This window comes from Serratia sp. Res13-Sevr-LER1-36-b, assembly GCF_015673035.1.
Taxonomy (GTDB): Bacteria; Pseudomonadota; Gammaproteobacteria; order Enterobacterales; family Enterobacteriaceae; genus Chania; species Chania fonticola_C.
Window position 1 is genome coordinate 124181 of record NZ_JADACK010000037.1, and the last position, 15431, is coordinate 139611.

At 56.8% G+C, this 15431-nt stretch carries 16 protein-coding genes; 11 read left to right on the forward strand and 5 right to left on the reverse strand.

Features of this window, described 5'->3' with window-relative positions:
- Positions 1–15 precede the first annotated feature (15 nt).
- Both bioA and IMQ33_RS21645 read left to right on the forward strand, forming a co-directional pair.
- Complete coding sequence (bioA, locus tag IMQ33_RS21640; protein WP_196062005.1) at positions 16–1290, forward strand: adenosylmethionine--8-amino-7-oxononanoate transaminase; 1275 nt, start codon at positions 16–18, stop codon at positions 1288–1290.
- Positions 1291–1365: 75 nt separating this feature from the next.
- Entirely contained in the window at positions 1366–1848 is a 483-nt protein-coding gene (locus IMQ33_RS21645) for a kinase inhibitor (protein WP_024530543.1), read from the forward strand.
- A gap of 43 nt (positions 1849–1891) precedes the next feature.
- Here IMQ33_RS21645 and pgl read toward each other — a convergent pair whose 3' ends face one another.
- Positions 1892–2887 carry a 6-phosphogluconolactonase gene (gene pgl, locus IMQ33_RS21650; RefSeq protein WP_196062006.1) on the reverse strand — a complete coding sequence of 332 codons (996 nt, stop codon included), beginning with the start codon at positions 2885–2887 and terminating at the stop codon, positions 1892–1894.
- Between the two features lie 162 nt (positions 2888–3049).
- On the opposite strand from pgl, the gene IMQ33_RS21655 reads away from it, so the two are divergent.
- Entirely contained in the window at positions 3050–3871 is an 822-nt protein-coding gene (locus IMQ33_RS21655; protein WP_186581160.1) for a pyridoxal phosphatase, read from the forward strand.
- A 382-nt stretch (positions 3872–4253) separates the two neighbouring features.
- Here the strand turns inward: IMQ33_RS21655 and modC are convergent, their stop codons facing one another.
- The 4 genes from modC to IMQ33_RS21675 all read right to left on the reverse strand — a co-directional run bounded on the left by modC (position 4254) and on the right by IMQ33_RS21675 (position 7110).
- Entirely contained in the window at positions 4254–5357 is a 1104-nt protein-coding gene (gene modC / locus IMQ33_RS21660) for a molybdenum ABC transporter ATP-binding protein ModC (protein ID WP_024530540.1), read from the reverse strand.
- A complete protein-coding gene (gene modB / locus IMQ33_RS21665; protein ID WP_065686458.1) occupies positions 5358–6047 on the reverse strand; it encodes a molybdate ABC transporter permease subunit in 690 nt (229 codons plus the stop codon).
- Entirely contained in the window at positions 6044–6817 is a 774-nt protein-coding gene (modA, locus tag IMQ33_RS21670) for a molybdate ABC transporter substrate-binding protein (RefSeq protein WP_065686457.1), read from the reverse strand. Before modA ends, modB begins: the two co-directional genes overlap by 4 nt.
- 149 nt (positions 6818–6966) lie before the next feature.
- Entirely contained in the window at positions 6967–7110 is a 144-nt protein-coding gene (locus IMQ33_RS21675) for an AcrZ family multidrug efflux pump-associated protein (protein ID WP_021180335.1), read from the reverse strand.
- A gap of 179 nt (positions 7111–7289) precedes the next feature.
- On the opposite strand from IMQ33_RS21675, the gene modE reads away from it, so the two are divergent.
- The 8 genes from modE to IMQ33_RS21715 all read left to right on the forward strand — a co-directional run bounded on the left by modE (position 7290) and on the right by IMQ33_RS21715 (position 15326).
- Positions 7290–8081, forward strand: a complete 792-nt coding sequence (gene modE / locus IMQ33_RS21680) for a molybdenum-dependent transcriptional regulator (protein ID WP_065686456.1) — start codon at positions 7290–7292, stop codon at positions 8079–8081.
- 90 nt (positions 8082–8171) lie between these two features.
- Positions 8172–9641: a molybdate ABC transporter ATP-binding protein ModF gene (gene modF, locus IMQ33_RS21685; protein WP_196062007.1), complete on the forward strand. Its 1470-nt coding sequence runs from the start codon at positions 8172–8174 to the stop codon at positions 9639–9641.
- Between the two features lie 120 nt (positions 9642–9761).
- Positions 9762–10334 carry a cysteine hydrolase family protein gene (locus IMQ33_RS21690; RefSeq protein WP_065686454.1) on the forward strand — a complete coding sequence of 191 codons (573 nt, stop codon included), beginning with the start codon at positions 9762–9764 and terminating at the stop codon, positions 10332–10334.
- Between the two features lie 146 nt (positions 10335–10480).
- Positions 10481–11299 carry a CPBP family intramembrane glutamic endopeptidase gene (locus IMQ33_RS21695; RefSeq protein WP_161712452.1) on the forward strand — a complete coding sequence of 273 codons (819 nt, stop codon included), beginning with the start codon at positions 10481–10483 and terminating at the stop codon, positions 11297–11299.
- A gap of 263 nt (positions 11300–11562) precedes the next feature.
- A complete protein-coding gene (gene galT, locus IMQ33_RS21700; RefSeq protein ID WP_196062008.1) occupies positions 11563–12612 on the forward strand; it encodes a galactose-1-phosphate uridylyltransferase in 1050 nt (349 codons plus the stop codon).
- Positions 12612–13763 carry a galactokinase gene (gene galK, locus IMQ33_RS21705; RefSeq protein WP_065686451.1) on the forward strand — a complete coding sequence of 384 codons (1152 nt, stop codon included), beginning with the start codon at positions 12612–12614 and terminating at the stop codon, positions 13761–13763. Before galT ends, galK begins: the two co-directional genes overlap by 1 nt.
- The gene (gene galM, locus IMQ33_RS21710) at positions 13757–14800 is read left to right on the forward strand and encodes a galactose-1-epimerase (protein WP_161712455.1); all 1044 of its coding nucleotides are present in this window, start codon (positions 13757–13759) and stop codon (positions 14798–14800) included. The genes galK and galM overlap by 7 nt, the downstream gene beginning before the upstream one ends.
- A gap of 187 nt (positions 14801–14987) precedes the next feature.
- Positions 14988–15326 carry a PsiF family protein gene (locus IMQ33_RS21715; RefSeq protein WP_024483131.1) on the forward strand — a complete coding sequence of 113 codons (339 nt, stop codon included), beginning with the start codon at positions 14988–14990 and terminating at the stop codon, positions 15324–15326.
- The last annotated feature ends 105 nt before the right edge of the window (positions 15327–15431 follow it).

A 15431-nucleotide genomic window follows, 5' to 3' on the forward strand; every position in this document is an offset into this window, starting at 1 on the left:
TTTGGTTTACGGTTAATGTCTGTCTCTCCCTGCGATATTGAATTCGATCGACGCCACATCTGGCATCCTTACACCTCCATGACCCAACCCTTGCCTTGCTATCCGGTGGTGTCCGCCAGCGGTGTCGAGCTGCAACTGGACGATGGCCGCCTGCTGGTGGATGGCATGTCTTCCTGGTGGGCGGCGATCCACGGTTACAATCATCCGCACCTGAATCAGGCCGCCGTGCAGCAGTTGGAGAAAATGTCGCACGTGATGTTCGGCGGCATCACTCATCCCGCCGCTATTGAACTGTGCCGCAAGCTGGTAACGATGACGCCGGAAGCTTTGCAGTGCGTATTCCTGGCAGATTCTGGCTCGGTGGCGGTTGAAGTGGCGTTAAAAATGGCGCTGCAATATTGGCAGTCCCGTGGCGAACGGCGGCAGCGCATCCTGACCTTACGCCATGGCTATCATGGCGATACCTTTGGCGCAATGTCGGTCTGCGATCCGGACAACTCCATGCACAGTCTGTATCAGGGCTATTTGGCCACCCACCTGTTTGCCACCGCGCCGCAGTGCCGTTTTGACCAGCCTTGGGACGAACAGGACATTGTTCCGTTTGCCGAATTACTGGAGCAGCACGCCGGGGAAATTGCCGCCGTGATCCTGGAGCCGGTGGTGCAAGGAGCCGGTGGGATGCGCATCTATCATCCAACCTATCTGCAACGCGTGCGGGAACTGTGCGATCGCTACCAGATCCTGCTGATCGCCGACGAGATCGCCACCGGTTTTGGCCGCACCGGCAAACTGTTTGCCTGTGAACATGCCGACGTGGTGCCGGATATTCTCTGCCTGGGCAAAGCGCTAACCGGTGGCTATATGACCCTTTCCGCCACCCTGACCACGCGCCACATTGCAGAAACGATCAGTAACGGGGCCGCAGGCTGCTTTATGCATGGTCCAACCTTTATGGGTAACCCGCTGGCCTGTGCCGTCGCCTGCGCCAGCCTGTCCTTGCTGGAGGAAAATCGCTGGCAACATCAGGTCGCCGCCATTGAAGCACAGCTTAAACAGCAGCTCTTACCGCTGGTAGTTTCACCCAAAGTGGCCGACGTGCGGGTGCTTGGGGCAATTGGCGTGGTGGAAATGCATCAGCCGGTGGATGTGGCGTTGCTGCAACGCGGATTTGTCGAACGCGGCGTGTGGATCCGGCCCTTCGGTAAACTGATCTACCTGATGCCGCCTTATGTCATCACGCCAGAACAGCTCACCCGGCTAACGGCAGCGATCGCCGCGGCGGTGGAGTAACGGTTTTAAGGTTGTATTGTGCCGGCAAACCGATCTAGCTTAGGGGTTCGGTATTTCAGACAACTGGGAGTCATTATGGCTTTTCGTTTGTACAGCAACGATCTGCAAGACGGCGCAAAAATGCCTGAGCGGCAGGTATTTAACGGCATGGGCTACCACGGGGACAACCTCTCCCCTCATCTGGCCTGGGAAGATGCACCTGCGGGCACCAAGAGCTTTGCCATCACGGTTTACGATCCCGATGCCCCTACCGGCTCCGGCTGGTGGCACTGGGTGGTCGCCAATATCCCGGCAAACGTGCATGAACTGCCGCAAGGTGCGGGTTCCGGCAAACCGGGGCTACCTGCTGGCGCAGTGCAAACCCGTACCGATTTCGGTAAAGCCGGTTACGGTGGCGCGGCTCCGCCGCAGGGGGAAAGCCATCGTTATCAGTTCACCGTGCATGCGTTGGACGTGGAAAGCATTCCAGTGGACGCAGAGGCGAGCGGCGCAATGGTCGGTTTTAACATCCACTTCCATAGCCTTGGCAAAGCGACGTTGACGGTAAAATACAGCTGAGAATCCTTGAGGGGCGAAGCGCTTCGCCCCATTTTTTAACCCACTATTTTGCCAGCACGCTCACCCACATAGGGCCTTTACCCACCGGGTAACGCGCCACGTCCGTCAGCTCACCGCTGTCTTGGTCAATCTGATACACACCGATATGGCCAGATTTCTGCCCTGCCGCAATCACGAAGCGACCGCTGTGATCGATATTGAAACCACGCGGCTGTTCTTCTGTGGCATGGTGGCCAACCACCGCAATCTTGCCGCCGTCTTCCGAGACGCTGAATACGGTCAGGATGCTGGCGGTGCGATCGCTGGTATACAGGAAACGGCCGTTTGGCGTGAGGTGGATATCCGCCGCCCAACGGGTGCCGGTGAAATCGGCAGGCATCATGTCCAGGCTTTGCACCAGCGTATATTTGCCACCGTTGGCTTCGATGGCGAATACGTCCACCGTGCCATCCAATTCATTAACGCAGTAAGCAAATTTATCGTTGCCATGGAATGCCATATGGCGCGGGCCCGCTCCGCTTGCCGTCGCTACGGCTTCTTGGCCGTGTGGCGTCAGTTGGCCCTGCTGGCTCAGATTAAACAGGCGGATGCGGTCCTCTTTCAAGCACGGCACCAGCAGCAATTGATTGGTAGGGTCAATATTGGCTGAATGCGGCGCGGTCAGGCCATCGATCTGCTGGGTAGGCGCCAGCACTACGCCATCATGGCCAATCGGGCTGATGCTGGCACAGTTGCCGCTGTAAGACGCCGAGAACAGATAACGCCCCTGCAAATCGGTGGAAATATGGGTTGGGCTGCCTGGCAAAGGTGCCATCCCTGCCTCATGCAACGTGCCATCTTCCGCGATACGGTAGCTGACAATGCCAAACGCCGGGCGTACCCCAACATACAGATGGGTGTTATCCGGATGGATCGCCATCGGCTGTACCTGCCCCGCCACCTCGACCGTTTGCAGCAGTGTCAGTGCGCCCTTGTCGTCTAACTGCCATACGTGGATCTGCTGGCTCTCCGGGCTGGCGACATAAACGATTTGCTTCATTTGCTCTCCTTAATGAGAAAGGGTAACCGGTTTCAGTTTGTTCTAGCTTACGCGACATTTGTGACATGGCAACCCTAGGCTGCGTCCCTCAACGCGGTTTTATCGAATGGTTATCCGGTGTACCATCGAGGTAATTTTCTTGCTAACTATAATGAGACCGCTATGAGCTACCGTGTTATTGCCCTCGATTTAGACGGCACTTTGCTAGACAACCAGAAACGTATCTTACCGCAGTCGCTAGCCGCGCTGGAGGAAGCCCGTGCCGCCGGAGTGAAAGTCGTGGTGGTCACCGGCCGCCATCACGTGGCTATCCACCCGTTCTATCAGGCGCTGCAAATCGATACGCCAGCCATTTGTTGTAACGGCACCTATCTGTATGACTTCCAGCAGAAAAAGGTACTGGCCTCCGATCCGCTGGCAAAAGAGCAGGCCAAGCAGGTACTGCAACTGCTCAAGCAAAACGATATTCACGGCCTGATGTATGTGGACGACGCCATGCTGTATCAGGAGACAAGCGGTCATGTGAGCCGTTCTCTAGCCTGGTCAGAGACTTTGCCGGTAGCCCAGCGCCCAACATTGTTGCAGGTCAACAGCCTGATGCAGGCGGCGGATGAGGCGCAGGCCATCTGGAAGTTTGCCACTTCACATAGCGATCTCCCGGCGCTACGCAGCTTTGCCGAAATGGTAGAAAAAGAGCTGGGCCTGGCCTGTGAATGGTCCTGGCACGATCAGGTGGACATTGCCAAAGGCGGCAACAGCAAGGGTAAACGCCTGCAGCAGTGGGTGGAGTCACAGGGATTGAGCATGGATCAGGTGGTCGCCTTTGGTGACAACTACAACGACCTGAGCATGCTTGAAGCCGTTGGGCTGGGCGTTGCCATGGGTAATGCCGATAATGCCATCAAGGAACGTGCTGATCTGGTGATTGCCGATCACCTGCAGCCGGGGATTGCCGAGGTGATCCGTTCTCGCGTGCTGAATTAGAAAGATACCCCTCACCCTAACCCTCTCCCACAGGGAGAGGGAACCGATCGAGTGGGCTGAAAGTATCGTGATTCTTCATGAGCACCGGCAGATTCAGCTTGGTTGAGAAGGCGATCGAGTTTGCTGAGGTGACCTCTTTATTTCCAAAAGAGCAGGGGCTAATAGCTCCCTCTCCTTTTTGGGAACCGATCGAGCTTGCTGAGGTGACCTCTTTACTTCCAAAAGAGCAGGGGCTAATAGCTCCCTCTCCTTTTGGGAACCGATCGAGCTTGCTGAGGTGACCTCTTTACTTCCAAAAGAGCAGGGGCTAATAGCTCCCTCTCCTTTTTGGGGGCCGATCGAGCTTGCTGAGGTGACCTCTTTACTTCCAAAAGAGCAGGGGCTAATAGCTCCCTCTCCCTGTGGGAGAGGGTTGGGGTGAGGGGCCATCGCGGCTGATCGACACGCTCTTGACCTGTGCATACAGCCACTGGCCGGGCCTGATAGCCAGATCGTCACGAGCCCATGGGGTGATCCGCGCCCAGAGAATGTTTTCCCCGACCGTCAGCTTCACCTCAACCTGCCCTGCTACATCGAGACACTCCACCACCTTGGCGGGCAGAATATTACGGATGCTGCTGTTGGCTGGCGGTTGTAGCACTAAAGAAACGTCGGCGGCGTTGATACGAATACGCATTTGGCTGCCCACCGGCGCCTCAATACCGCCGACCCACAGCCGCTGATCGCCCAGTGCCAGCGCGGTCATGGCATAGCGCGGGTGATGCTCAATCACGCTTACACTCAACACGCTGCTCTGATCTTCACGCTGTAGCCAAGGCCGCAGCGCGCTGCTGGCCCAAACCTCCTCCAACCCACCGTACGCCCGCACCTGGCCGTGATCCAACACCATCACTTGCTCTGCAAGGCGCAAGATCTCGTCCATGCTGTGGCTGACATAGAGGATGGGGATGTTGACGTCCTGCGCCAGTCGCTCCAGATATGGCAGCAGTTCACGCTTGCGCGGCATATCGAGTGAGGCCAGCGGCTCATCCATCAGCAACAGTTCCGGCGCTGTCAGCAGCGCCCGACCAATCGCGACGCGCTGTTTCTCACCGCCGGACAGGGTCAAAGGCAAGCGGTTCAGCAAAGGCGCAATCCCTAACAGCTCGACAATGCTGTCAAACTGGCCGCGCATACTGGCCGCCATGCCGTATTGCAGGTTGCCGCGTACGCGATAATGCGGGAACAGGCGCGCATCCTGGAAAACATAGCCAACCCGGCGTTTTTCCGGTGGCAAACAGACACCGCTGGCGGTATCCACCAGCGTGCGGCCATTCAGCACAATACGCCCCTGCTGCACCAGCGTCAGGCCACCGATGGCATTGATCAAGGAGGTTTTGCCGGCCCCGGAAAGCCCGAAGATCGCCGTGATCCCCTGAGCCGGCAGATTAGCCTGCACATTGAGATTGAGATCGCCAAGCTGCTGGGAGAAATCCAGTTCTAACATCTATAAGCCCATACGCTTGCGGCCCCAGCGGGCCAGCCATTCAGAAACCATCAGGGCAGCCAGTGCCAGCACGATGGCAATCACGCACAAACGCGCTGCCGCCGATTCGGCCCCTGGCGTTTCGATCAGGGTGTACATTGCCAGCGGGATGGTACGGGTTTCACCGGGGATATTGGAAACAAAGGTGATAGTAGCGCCAAACTCGCCCAAAGAGCGGGCAAAGGCCAGCACCACGCCAACGATCACGCCGGGCAGCGAAAGCGGTAAGGTGATGGTGAAAAACACCCGCCACGGGTTGGCGCCCAAGGTGCGGGCCGCCTGTTCCAAACGGGTATCCACCGCTTCCAGCGACATGCGGATAGCCCGCACCATCAGCGGGAATGCCACCACCGCCGAAGCCAAGGCAGCACCACGCCAGCTGAAACTGAAGCTGAAACCAAACCAGTTGTACAGCCATTCGCCGATAAAGCCGCGCCGCCCCATGGCGATCAGCAGCAGATAGCCCACCACCACCGGTGGCAGGACTAACGGCAGATGAATAATGCTATCCAACAACGATTTACCGGGAAAATTGCAGCGAACCAGGATCCAGGCCATCAAAATACCCAGCGGCAAACTGCAGATCACCGCCAGGCTGGACACTTTCAGGCTCAGTTCAACCGCCTGCCATTCATACTCACTTAATATCATTTACGCGGGGTGAATCCATAACGTTCGAAGATAGCCGCAGCGGCTGGGGTCTTCAGGTAATCGTAGAAAGCCGTCACGGCTGGCGTCTGGTGATCTTTAACGATGGCCATTGGATACTCAACCGGCTTGTGGCTGTCTTCCGGGAAGATGGCAATCACTTTGACCTTGTCGCTGGCCACGGCGTCAGAGCCGTAAACGATGCCCAACGGGGCTTCTTCACGCTCAACCATGGCCATGGCGCTACGCACATTATTAGCCCGCGCCAGCTGAGGTTCCAGCGTGGTCCATGCCCCCAGGTTCTGCAACGCTTCTTTGGCGTAGATGCCCGCAGGTACATGATCCGGATCGCCTACGGACAGGCGGCCACCGTTGAGCAATTTGGCCCAGTCGGTTTGCTTGTTGATAGTGATTTTATCTTGTTTGGCTGCTTTGGCGGCGATCAGCACCAGTTCGTTTCCCAACAGGGTATAACGGGTGTCTTTCACCATCTGCTGCTTATCGATGGCGTAATCCATCCATTGCTGATCGGCAGAGATAAACATGTCCGCAGGCGCCCCTTGCTCAATCTGGCGTGCCAGCGTTGAGGAGGAAGCAAAAGAGGAGACGACTTCGACGTCTTTGCCTTTCTGGTATTCGGTGGCGATATCCTGTAAGGCGTTGGTCAGCGAAGCCGCGGCAAACACGGTGATTTTCTCTGCCGCAGAAACCTGTGCCACCAGCCCGCAAGCCAATGCCACACCGCCAACCCAGTTAATCCATTGCTGTTTCATTGTTTTCTCCGCAAGTTAACTCTCATCACATCGCTATGTAAAAAATAATATAACGCAGCGAGAACGATTGTCATGCGGTTTATCGGCAAAGCGAGAGATAACTTGAGAAATACCCGCCAAGAGAGCTCAGCGGGCATTTGGGAGGGGGATTAGCTGCGGTTTTCTTTAGGATGGCCAACTTTGGAGAAGATGTTGAACACCTCGCCCAAGCCATAAATCAAGCCTAAAATAATGGCCATCACTACTGGCACCATTACCACGGCAAACAACAGACTTTTCAATAATTCTAACATCGTAGCCTCACTTGACTGCTTTAAACCGCTGCGTAGGTTTCACTGTAAACCAAAACGCAGGCGAAAACGCGGTTATTTTACCGACTGCGGGAAATTTGTAACCGGCTAAACGTGCTCAGTTGGCGCTTTGCGGCAAATCGGCGACAATAGCCTGACTTACTGCCTTATAAGGACCCATCATGCAGGCCGAGATCCTCCTTACCTTAAAGCTGCAGCAGAAACTGTTCGCTGACCCACGCCGCATCGCGCTGCTCAAGCAAGTGGTGCATACCGGCTCGATCAGCCAGGGAGCCAAGCTGGCGGGGATCAGCTACAAAAGCGCCTGGGATGCCATCAACGAGATGAATCAGCTGGCCGAGCAAACGGTGGTCGAACGCGCTACCGGCGGCAAAGGCGGCGGTGGCGCGCAGGTGACCCGTTATGGCCTGCGGCTGATCCAACTTTACGATCTGCTGGGCCAAATCCAGCAGAAGGCCTTTGACGTGTTGCAGCAAGACAATTTGCCGTTGGACAGCCTGTTGGCCGCCATCGCCCGTTTCTCGTTGCAAACCAGCGCCCGCAACCAGTTTTTCGGCACCGTGATTGAACGCGACCACCAGCAGGTCCAACAGCATATCAGCCTGCTGCTGGCCGACGGCCACACCCGCCTGACCGCTGCCGTCACTCAGCAAAGCGCCGACCGGTTACAGCTGACGCCGGGCAAAGAGGTGTTGGCCCTGATTAAAGCGCCTTGGGTGAAACTCAGTACCGATCCGGCGTCGACCGGCCTGGCCGATAACGCGCTGCCGGGTTGCATTGCCAGCATTCAGCCGGGTAGCGATCACAGTGAGGTTCTGGTGACGCTCAACGGCGGAGAAACGCTGTGCGCCACCGTCAGCAACCAGGAACTGGCGCAGTTGAAACTGAGCGTCGGCACGCCGGTACACGCCCTGTTCAACGCCGATCGGGTGATTGTCGCGACGTTGTGTTAAACGCAACGTCACGTTGCAGTATTGCCGATTGACATCTTTTACGCTTGCGCCTATTTCTAAAGCGAAACATTGCAGAATAGGGATTAGAAGATGTCGTCGTTGCACATTTCGCAAGGTTCATTTCGTTTAAGCGATACCCGCACGCTGGAGCTGGATCGGCTTGATATTCAGTCCGGCGATAGCTGGGCGTTCGTCGGGGCTAACGGCAGTGGGAAATCTGCGCTAGCCCGGGCGCTGGCCGGTGAGCTGACGTTGCTGAAAGGCGAGCGCCACAGTGATTTTCGCCACGTAGTACGGATCTCCTTTGAGCAGTTGCAAAAGCTGGTCAGCGATGAATGGCAGCGCAACAATACCGATCTGCTCAGCGTGGACGAAGACGACACCGGCCGCACCACGGCAGAAATCATTCAGGAAGAGCTCAACGATCCCGCTCGCTGCACGCAGTTGGCCGAGCAGTTTGGCATCACGCCCCTGCTTACGCGCCGTTTCAAATATCTCTCTACCGGTGAGACCCGCAAAACCCTGCTGTGCCGTGCCCTGATGGCCCAACCCGATTTATTGATCCTCGATGAGCCGTTCGACGGACTAGACGTCAATTCACGTGCTCAGCTCGCCACCCTGCTTGGCGAACTATCACAGCAGGGTTATACCTTGGTCCTGGTACTCAACCGGTTTGATGAAATTCCAGGCTTCATTGAGCAGGTCGGCGTGCTGGCCGATTGTACCCTCACCAGCCAAGGGCCACGGGAGCAGGTGATGGCCGACGCGCTGGTCGCTCAACTGGCGCACAGTGAAAATCTCAACGGCTTGACGTTGCCAGAAACCGAAGATCCCACCCAGGTCATCAGGCTGCCGGACGATCGGCCACTGATCGTCCTGCGTGATGGCGTAGTAAGCTATAACGATCGCCCCATCCTCAACCAACTCAGTTGGCAGGTTAACCCCGGTGAACACTGGCAGATCGTCGGCCCGAATGGGGCGGGAAAATCCACCCTGCTCAGCCTGATCACCGGCGATCATCCGCAAGGCTACAGCAACGATCTGACGCTGTTTGGCCGCCGACGCGGCAGCGGGGAAACCATCTGGGATATCAAACGCCATATCGGCTACGTCAGCAGCAGCCTGCATCTGGACTACCGTGTCAGCTCCAGCGTGCGTAACGTGATCCTGTCCGGTTTCTTTGATTCGATAGGCATTTATCAGGCGGTTTCCGATCGTCAGCATCAGTTGACGTCGCAATGGCTGGCTCTGCTCGGGCTTGGCGCTATGGGCGATGCTCCCTTCCATAGCTTGTCCTGGGGCCAGCAACGCTTGGCTCTTATCGCCCGGGCGTTAGTCAAACATCCGGCGCTGCTGATCCTCGATGAGCCACTGCAGGGCCTGGATCCGCTAAACCGCCAGTTGGTAAGGCGCTTCGTGGATGTGCTGATCCAACAGGGCTCGACGCAGTTGCTGTTTGTTTCACACCACGCAGAAGATGCGCCGCAATGCATCACCCACCGTTTCTCCTTCATCCCTGAAGGCGATGGCTACCGTTATCAGCAAGACGTTTTGGCTTAACCTACTCGGGATGAGTGCTACAGCGCTCATCCTGGGGACATATCCGGCAACACTTCCTTCACAACGCATCACATTTGGCCTTTTATCATTAAAGGGTACAGAGACGTTTTTGGAGAAGGTATGTCCGCCGCGTTGATTATTATTGACCTGATTGAAGATCTGGCTGGCCCTAAAGGGCGGGCGAATCACTGCCGCGAACACATCGTAACGCGTGATGTGATCGCGCACGTCAATGCTGCTGCGGCCTACGCTCGGGTGCGTAAAATCCCGGTGATTTGGTTACGCACCGGTTTTGCCGACAATTACCACGATATTCCCCGACACTCGCCACTGTTCAATCAGCTCAAACATATCGGTGCGCTGCGCTTAAGTAACGGGGGATGTCATTGGCTGGCCGGTCTGGAGGTAAAAACCGAGGATTTGTGCCTGGAAAAGAAAGGGCTTAGCGCCTTTGCCGGTAACAATTTGTTAACCTGGTTACAGCAGCATCGCTGCCACCACCTGCTATTGGGCGGGATCAGCACCCCGCTAGCCATTGAGAGCACCGCCCGGCAGGCGCACGATGCAGGTTTACAGGTAACGGTGCTACAAGATTTATGCGCCGCCCCAACGGACGAGATCCACCAGCAAAGCCTGGAAACCTTGCAGAACCTCGGGGAGGTTATGCGTTCGCAAGCCTGGATGAAGGGTTAAAACCGTTTCCGCACGATTAACTACTGTCCCGACCTTTAAATTCACCCTGTTGTGCTACTATCCCAATTAGTGCTCGTTTAACCAGACATTAACACGCCGGATTTCCGGCATTGAGCGCCGTGTATCTATTTAAAGGGATAGCTATTATGTGGGGCGTACTTTCGGCTTCGTTGTTTTTTTTGCCATTTAACCGGCTGATTGCCTCGGTAGTATTGGCTGCGGCCGCCGCAATGGGGGTTTACCATCATGTCCTGACGCCCGTTGGGCTGGGTTATCTGGCGGTTATCGCCATTGCCATCTGGCTTCATCAGCACTATCGCCAGCAGCGCAGCATCGCGCTAGCGCTGGAAGTGTTTTTAGTCGCCTGCTCAATCGCGCTGTTTTATCACCTGATACCGGGCTTCAATAACCAATTGATGGTCGATCAGGACAAAGTGGGCCCGAAGAGCTCGCTGTATTCCATGTATTACAACTTCGATAAGGCACTGGTGCCCTTTCTGCTGTTAGCCTGCCTGCCAACGCTGTTTAACGCTGGCAAGCCTGACAAGCAAGTCGGCGTCAGCGCCTGGCTGATCCTGGTGCTCTGCATCCCTGCGGTGCTGCTGTTGGCGGTGGCGCTCGGTGGGCTGAAAGTTGAGCTGCACCTGCCCTCCTGGATCCTGGCTTTCATTATGGCCAACCTGTTTTTTGTTTCGATGGCCGAAGAAGCGCTGTTCCGTGGCTATTTGCAGCAGCGTCTGCGCCAGTGGCTGGGGGCTTATCCGGCACTGATTATCACCGCCCTGCTGTTTGGTGCCGCCCACTTTGCCGGTGGCACGTTGATGATGGCATTTGCCACGCTGGCGGGGGTTATTTATGGCCTGGCCTGGATGTGGAGCGGCCGCCTGTGGGTGCCCATTCTCTTCCACTTTGGGCTAAATCTGGTCCATTTGCTGTTCTTTACCTACCCGGCTTACCAATATTAGTCCCCCTCCAGGCCGGTAGATTGCTCTGCCGGCCTGCGTAGTGTAACCGCTACCACTTAACACACCCCATCGCCTTCCCTATCTCAACCGGATTATAGCCTCAATCGATGTAAGCGATTCCATTTTTCGCGCTAGATCACCTTTTTCTCACCGCGACCATGCTATCTTCTAGCCATTATTTTCCAAATGCACTCGGCTATAGTCGGTCACGCAGCAAGTGAAAGCGATTACAATTAGCCCCGTTGCGAGATAAAGGAAGCGCAATGCCTGATTTCAATCCTATCGATCATCCACATCGCCGTTTTAATCCCCTTACCGGGCAATGGGTGCTGGTATCTCCGCACCGGGCCAAACGCCCGTGGCAAGGCCAGCAGGAATCCCCCGCTCAGGAAACACTGCCAGCCCACGATCCCGACTGCTTCCTTTGCCCTGGCAACACGCGCGTGACCGGTGATAAAAACCCTGACTTTCCGGGCACCTACGTGTTCACCAATGATTTTGCCGCCCTGATGCAGGATACCCCGCAGGCGCCGGAAAGTGACGATCCACTGATGCGTTGCCAAAGCGCCCGTGGCACCAGCCGGGTGATCTGCTTCTCCCCCGACCACAGTAAAACGCTACCGCAGCTGACACTACCCGCGCTGGAACAGGTGATCGCCGCCTGGCAGGAACAGACCGCCGATCTGGGGCGCAGCTACCCCTGGGTGCAGGTGTTTGAAAATAAAGGTGCCGCGATGGGCTGTTCCAATCCTCACCCACACGGTCAGGTATGGGCCAACAGCTTCCTACCGAATGAAGCCGAACGAGAAGATCGCCTGCAACAGGAGTATTTCAGCCAGCATCAGTCCGCCATGCTGGTGGACTATGCTCAGCGCGAGCAGGCCGACGGCAGCCGTACGGTGGTGGAAACCGAGCACTGGTTGGCGATTGTTCCTTACTGGGCAGCCTGGCCGTTTGAAACGCTGCTGCTGCCAAAAGCGCCGGTACAACGACTGACCGAGCTTAGTGCAGCACAAAGCCGCGATCTGGCCATCGCGCTGAAGAAACTCACCAGCCGCTATGACAACCTGTTCCAATGCTCTTTCCCTTATTCCATGGGCTGGCACGGCGCGCCCTTCAACCAGGCCGATAACCGCCACTGGCAACTGCATGCCCACTTCTATCCGCCGTTACTGCGCAGCGCCACGGTACGCAAATTTATGGTGGGTTATGAAATGCTGGCGGAAACCCAACGCGACCTGACCGCAGAACAAGCCGCTGAACGCCTGCGTGCGGTCAGTGATATCCATTACCGCGAAGCCGGAGTGAAATAATGAGTCTGAAGCAACTTACCCAAGCCCTGTTTACCGAACACTTTGGCTACGCACCCGCCCTGACGATCCAGGCGCCGGGACGAGTCAATCTGATCGGTGAGCACACCGATTACAACGACGGCTTCGTCCTTCCCTGCGCCATTGATTATCAAACCGTGATCAGCGGGGCTCCACGTAACGATCGCCAGATCCGCGTATTGGCCGCCGATTACGAGAACCAGCAGGATCAGTTTTCGCTGGATGAGCCGATCGTCAGCCACGCCAATCTGCGCTGGGCCGATTATGTACGCGGCGTGGTGAAACACCTGCAGACCCGCGATGCCAGTTTTGGCGGTGCCGATCTGGTGATCAGCGGCAACGTCCCGCAGGGCGCCGGGCTTAGCTCTTCAGCCTCACTGGAAGTGGCTGTCGGACAGGTGTTGCAGGCACTCTATCAACTGCCGCTGGACGGCGTAGCGCTGGCGCTGAATGGCCAGGAAGCGGAAAACCAGTTTGTCGGCTGCAACTGCGGCATTATGGATCAGCTGATTTCTGCGTTGGGCAAGAAAGATCACGCCCTGCTGATTGACTGCCGATCTCTGGAAACGCGCGCAGTGCCGATGCCAGCCGATGTCGCGGTGGTGATCATCAACTCCAACGTTAAACGCGGCCTGGTCGACAGCGAATACAACACCCGCCGGCAACAGTGCGAAGCGGCGGCTCGCTTCTTCGGCGTCAAGGCGCTGCGCGACGTCAGTCCGGATCTGTTTTTCCCGATCCTGCATGAGCTGGATCCGATCGTGGCCAAACGGGCGCGCCATGTGATCACCGAAAACGATCGCACCTTGGCCGCTGCCGATGCCTTGGCCGCTGGCAACCTGAAGCTGATGGGCAAACTGATGGCGGAATCGCACGCGTCAATGCGTGATGACTTTGCCATCACCGTGCCCCCTATCGATACGCTGGTCGAGATTGTTAAAGAGGTCATTGGCGAACGTGGCGGTGTGCGCATGACCGGAGGGGGCTTCGGGGGGTGCATCGTGGCCCTGATGCCGCAGGATCTGGTAGAGTCGGTACGTACGGCGGTAGCTCGCGAGTATCCACTGCGGACCAACGGCCTGCAAGAAACCTTCTACGTCTGCAAAGCTTCACAAGGATCCGGTCTATGCTGAGCGATAACTCCGCCGTTGCCCCAGACGGCCAGCCCTTTATTCTCACCACCCTGCGAAATGCCGCGGGAATGACGGTCACGTTTATGGATTGGGGCGCAACCTGGCTTTCCGCCTTGCTGCCCTTGAAATCAGGGGAACAACGTGAGCTGCTGCTGGGGTGCCAAACTCCGCAGGACTATCTGCACCAAGGGGCCTATCTGGGGGCCACGGTCGGGCGCTATGCCAACCGTATTGCACATGCCAGCCTGAACATCGCTGGCAAGCCACACCCGCTGATCGCCAATCAAGGGGAGCATCAACTGCACGGCGGGCCAAACGGCTTCCACGCTCGCCGCTGGCAGATTGTGAAGCAGGATGAGCAGCAGGTGATTTATCAGCTCCATTCGCCAGATGGCGACCAGGGCTTCCCTGGCAACCTCGACGTGACGCTGAGCTACCGGCTAACCGCCGATCACCGGCTGGAGATTGAGTATCAGGCACAGACCGATCGCGCCTGCCCGGTCAATCTGACCAACCATGCTTATTTCAATCTGGATGGCGCAGGCCACGACGCCCGACAACAGCGCTTGCAGCTGTTCGCCGACCGTTATCTGCCCGTGGACGGCGATGGCATTCCCAGTGCCGATCTGACGGCGGTTGCCGGTACCGGGATGGATTTCCGCCAGCCGAAAACCCTGCAGCAAGATTTATTGCGCGATCGCGATCAGCAACGGGTTAAGGGTTACGACCATGCTTACCTGTTGCACGATACCTGCCACGGATTGGCAAGCCCGGCGGCTCACCTGTGGTCTGCCGATGGCAAGGTCGCGATGACGGTGTTCACCACCGCGCCAGCACTCCAGCTTTACAGCGGTAATTATCTGGGTGGCACACCGGCACGCGACGGCGGTAGTTACCAAAATTATGCAGGCGTGGCGCTGGAAAGCGAGTTCCTGCCGGACAGCCCGAACCACCCCGAATGGCCACAGCCGGATTGTTGGCTACAGCCTGGTCAGCGTTATCAGAGCGCAACGCACTATCAGCTTATTCCTATCTGAGCCGCCACGCCCCTTGTCATGCGGTAAGGGGCGTGATTGTTATAATTGCTTACATTGCACCCCCAGGCCGTTACCTTTCCTTATTGCCAACCCCGCACTAGAATCAGGCTACCGTGGTATGCACAAGCCCGTGAGTGATATCACAATTTTCGGCCTGCTGGCCGTTCAATAGCTGAAGGAACACCTAATGCGTCTGATCACTGCACTTCCATTACTGGCAGGTTTACTGCTGAGCACCAACCTGATGGCTGCCGACACCGCAGCAAAAACGCCTTCTCCGGCGCAGGCTGCCCAGCAAAAACGCATGACCGATTGTAATCAACAGGCTACCACCCAATCGCTGAAAGGTTCTGACCGCACCACCTTCATGAGCACCTGCCTGAAGGCCGAAGGCCACCATACCGAGAAGGCCCTGACGCCACAGCAGCAGAAGATGAAAGACTGTAATGCCGACGCTGCTAAAAAGAGCCTGAAAGGTGACGAGCGCAAAACCTTTATGAGTAGCTGCCTGAAAAAAACCGCCTGATCGCCTTAACGCTGTGGCGCGAGTGAATAGCTCTCATTCGCGCCCTTCGACCAGCCTGAACGATTCAGCTTTTTCCTTTGCGCCCCTCTTACCTTGCAGCCAAAA

What these genes read in the sequence shown, in the direction of transcription:
- modB (WP_065686458.1), bottom strand. Translation starts at nt 6,047, where the DNA reads ATGATATTAAGTGAGTATGAATGGCAGGCGGTTGAACTGAGCCTGAAA.
- galK (WP_065686451.1), top strand. Translation starts at nt 12,612, where the DNA reads ATGAGTCTGAAGCAACTTACCCAAGCCCTGTTTACCGAACACTTTGGC.
- IMQ33_RS21645 (WP_024530543.1), top strand. Translation starts at nt 1,366, where the DNA reads ATGGCTTTTCGTTTGTACAGCAACGATCTGCAAGACGGCGCAAAAATG.
- modA (WP_065686457.1), bottom strand. Translation starts at nt 6,817, where the DNA reads ATGAAACAGCAATGGATTAACTGGGTTGGCGGTGTGGCATTGGCTTGC.
- IMQ33_RS21695 (WP_161712452.1), top strand. Translation starts at nt 10,481, where the DNA reads ATGTGGGGCGTACTTTCGGCTTCGTTGTTTTTTTTGCCATTTAACCGG.
- modF (WP_196062007.1), top strand. Translation starts at nt 8,172, where the DNA reads ATGTCGTCGTTGCACATTTCGCAAGGTTCATTTCGTTTAAGCGATACC.
- modC (WP_024530540.1), bottom strand. Translation starts at nt 5,357, where the DNA reads ATGTTAGAACTGGATTTCTCCCAGCAGCTTGGCGATCTCAATCTCAAT.
- bioA (WP_196062005.1), top strand. Translation starts at nt 16, where the DNA reads ATGTCTGTCTCTCCCTGCGATATTGAATTCGATCGACGCCACATCTGG.
- IMQ33_RS21690 (WP_065686454.1), top strand. Translation starts at nt 9,762, where the DNA reads ATGTCCGCCGCGTTGATTATTATTGACCTGATTGAAGATCTGGCTGGC.
- IMQ33_RS21715 (WP_024483131.1), top strand. Translation starts at nt 14,988, where the DNA reads ATGCGTCTGATCACTGCACTTCCATTACTGGCAGGTTTACTGCTGAGC.
- galT (WP_196062008.1), top strand. Translation starts at nt 11,563, where the DNA reads ATGCCTGATTTCAATCCTATCGATCATCCACATCGCCGTTTTAATCCC.
- pgl (WP_196062006.1), bottom strand. Translation starts at nt 2,887, where the DNA reads ATGAAGCAAATCGTTTATGTCGCCAGCCCGGAGAGCCAGCAGATCCAC.
- IMQ33_RS21675 (WP_021180335.1), bottom strand. Translation starts at nt 7,110, where the DNA reads ATGTTAGAATTATTGAAAAGTCTGTTGTTTGCCGTGGTAATGGTGCCA.
- IMQ33_RS21655 (WP_186581160.1), top strand. Translation starts at nt 3,050, where the DNA reads ATGAGCTACCGTGTTATTGCCCTCGATTTAGACGGCACTTTGCTAGAC.
- galM (WP_161712455.1), top strand. Translation starts at nt 13,757, where the DNA reads ATGCTGAGCGATAACTCCGCCGTTGCCCCAGACGGCCAGCCCTTTATT.
- modE (WP_065686456.1), top strand. Translation starts at nt 7,290, where the DNA reads ATGCAGGCCGAGATCCTCCTTACCTTAAAGCTGCAGCAGAAACTGTTC.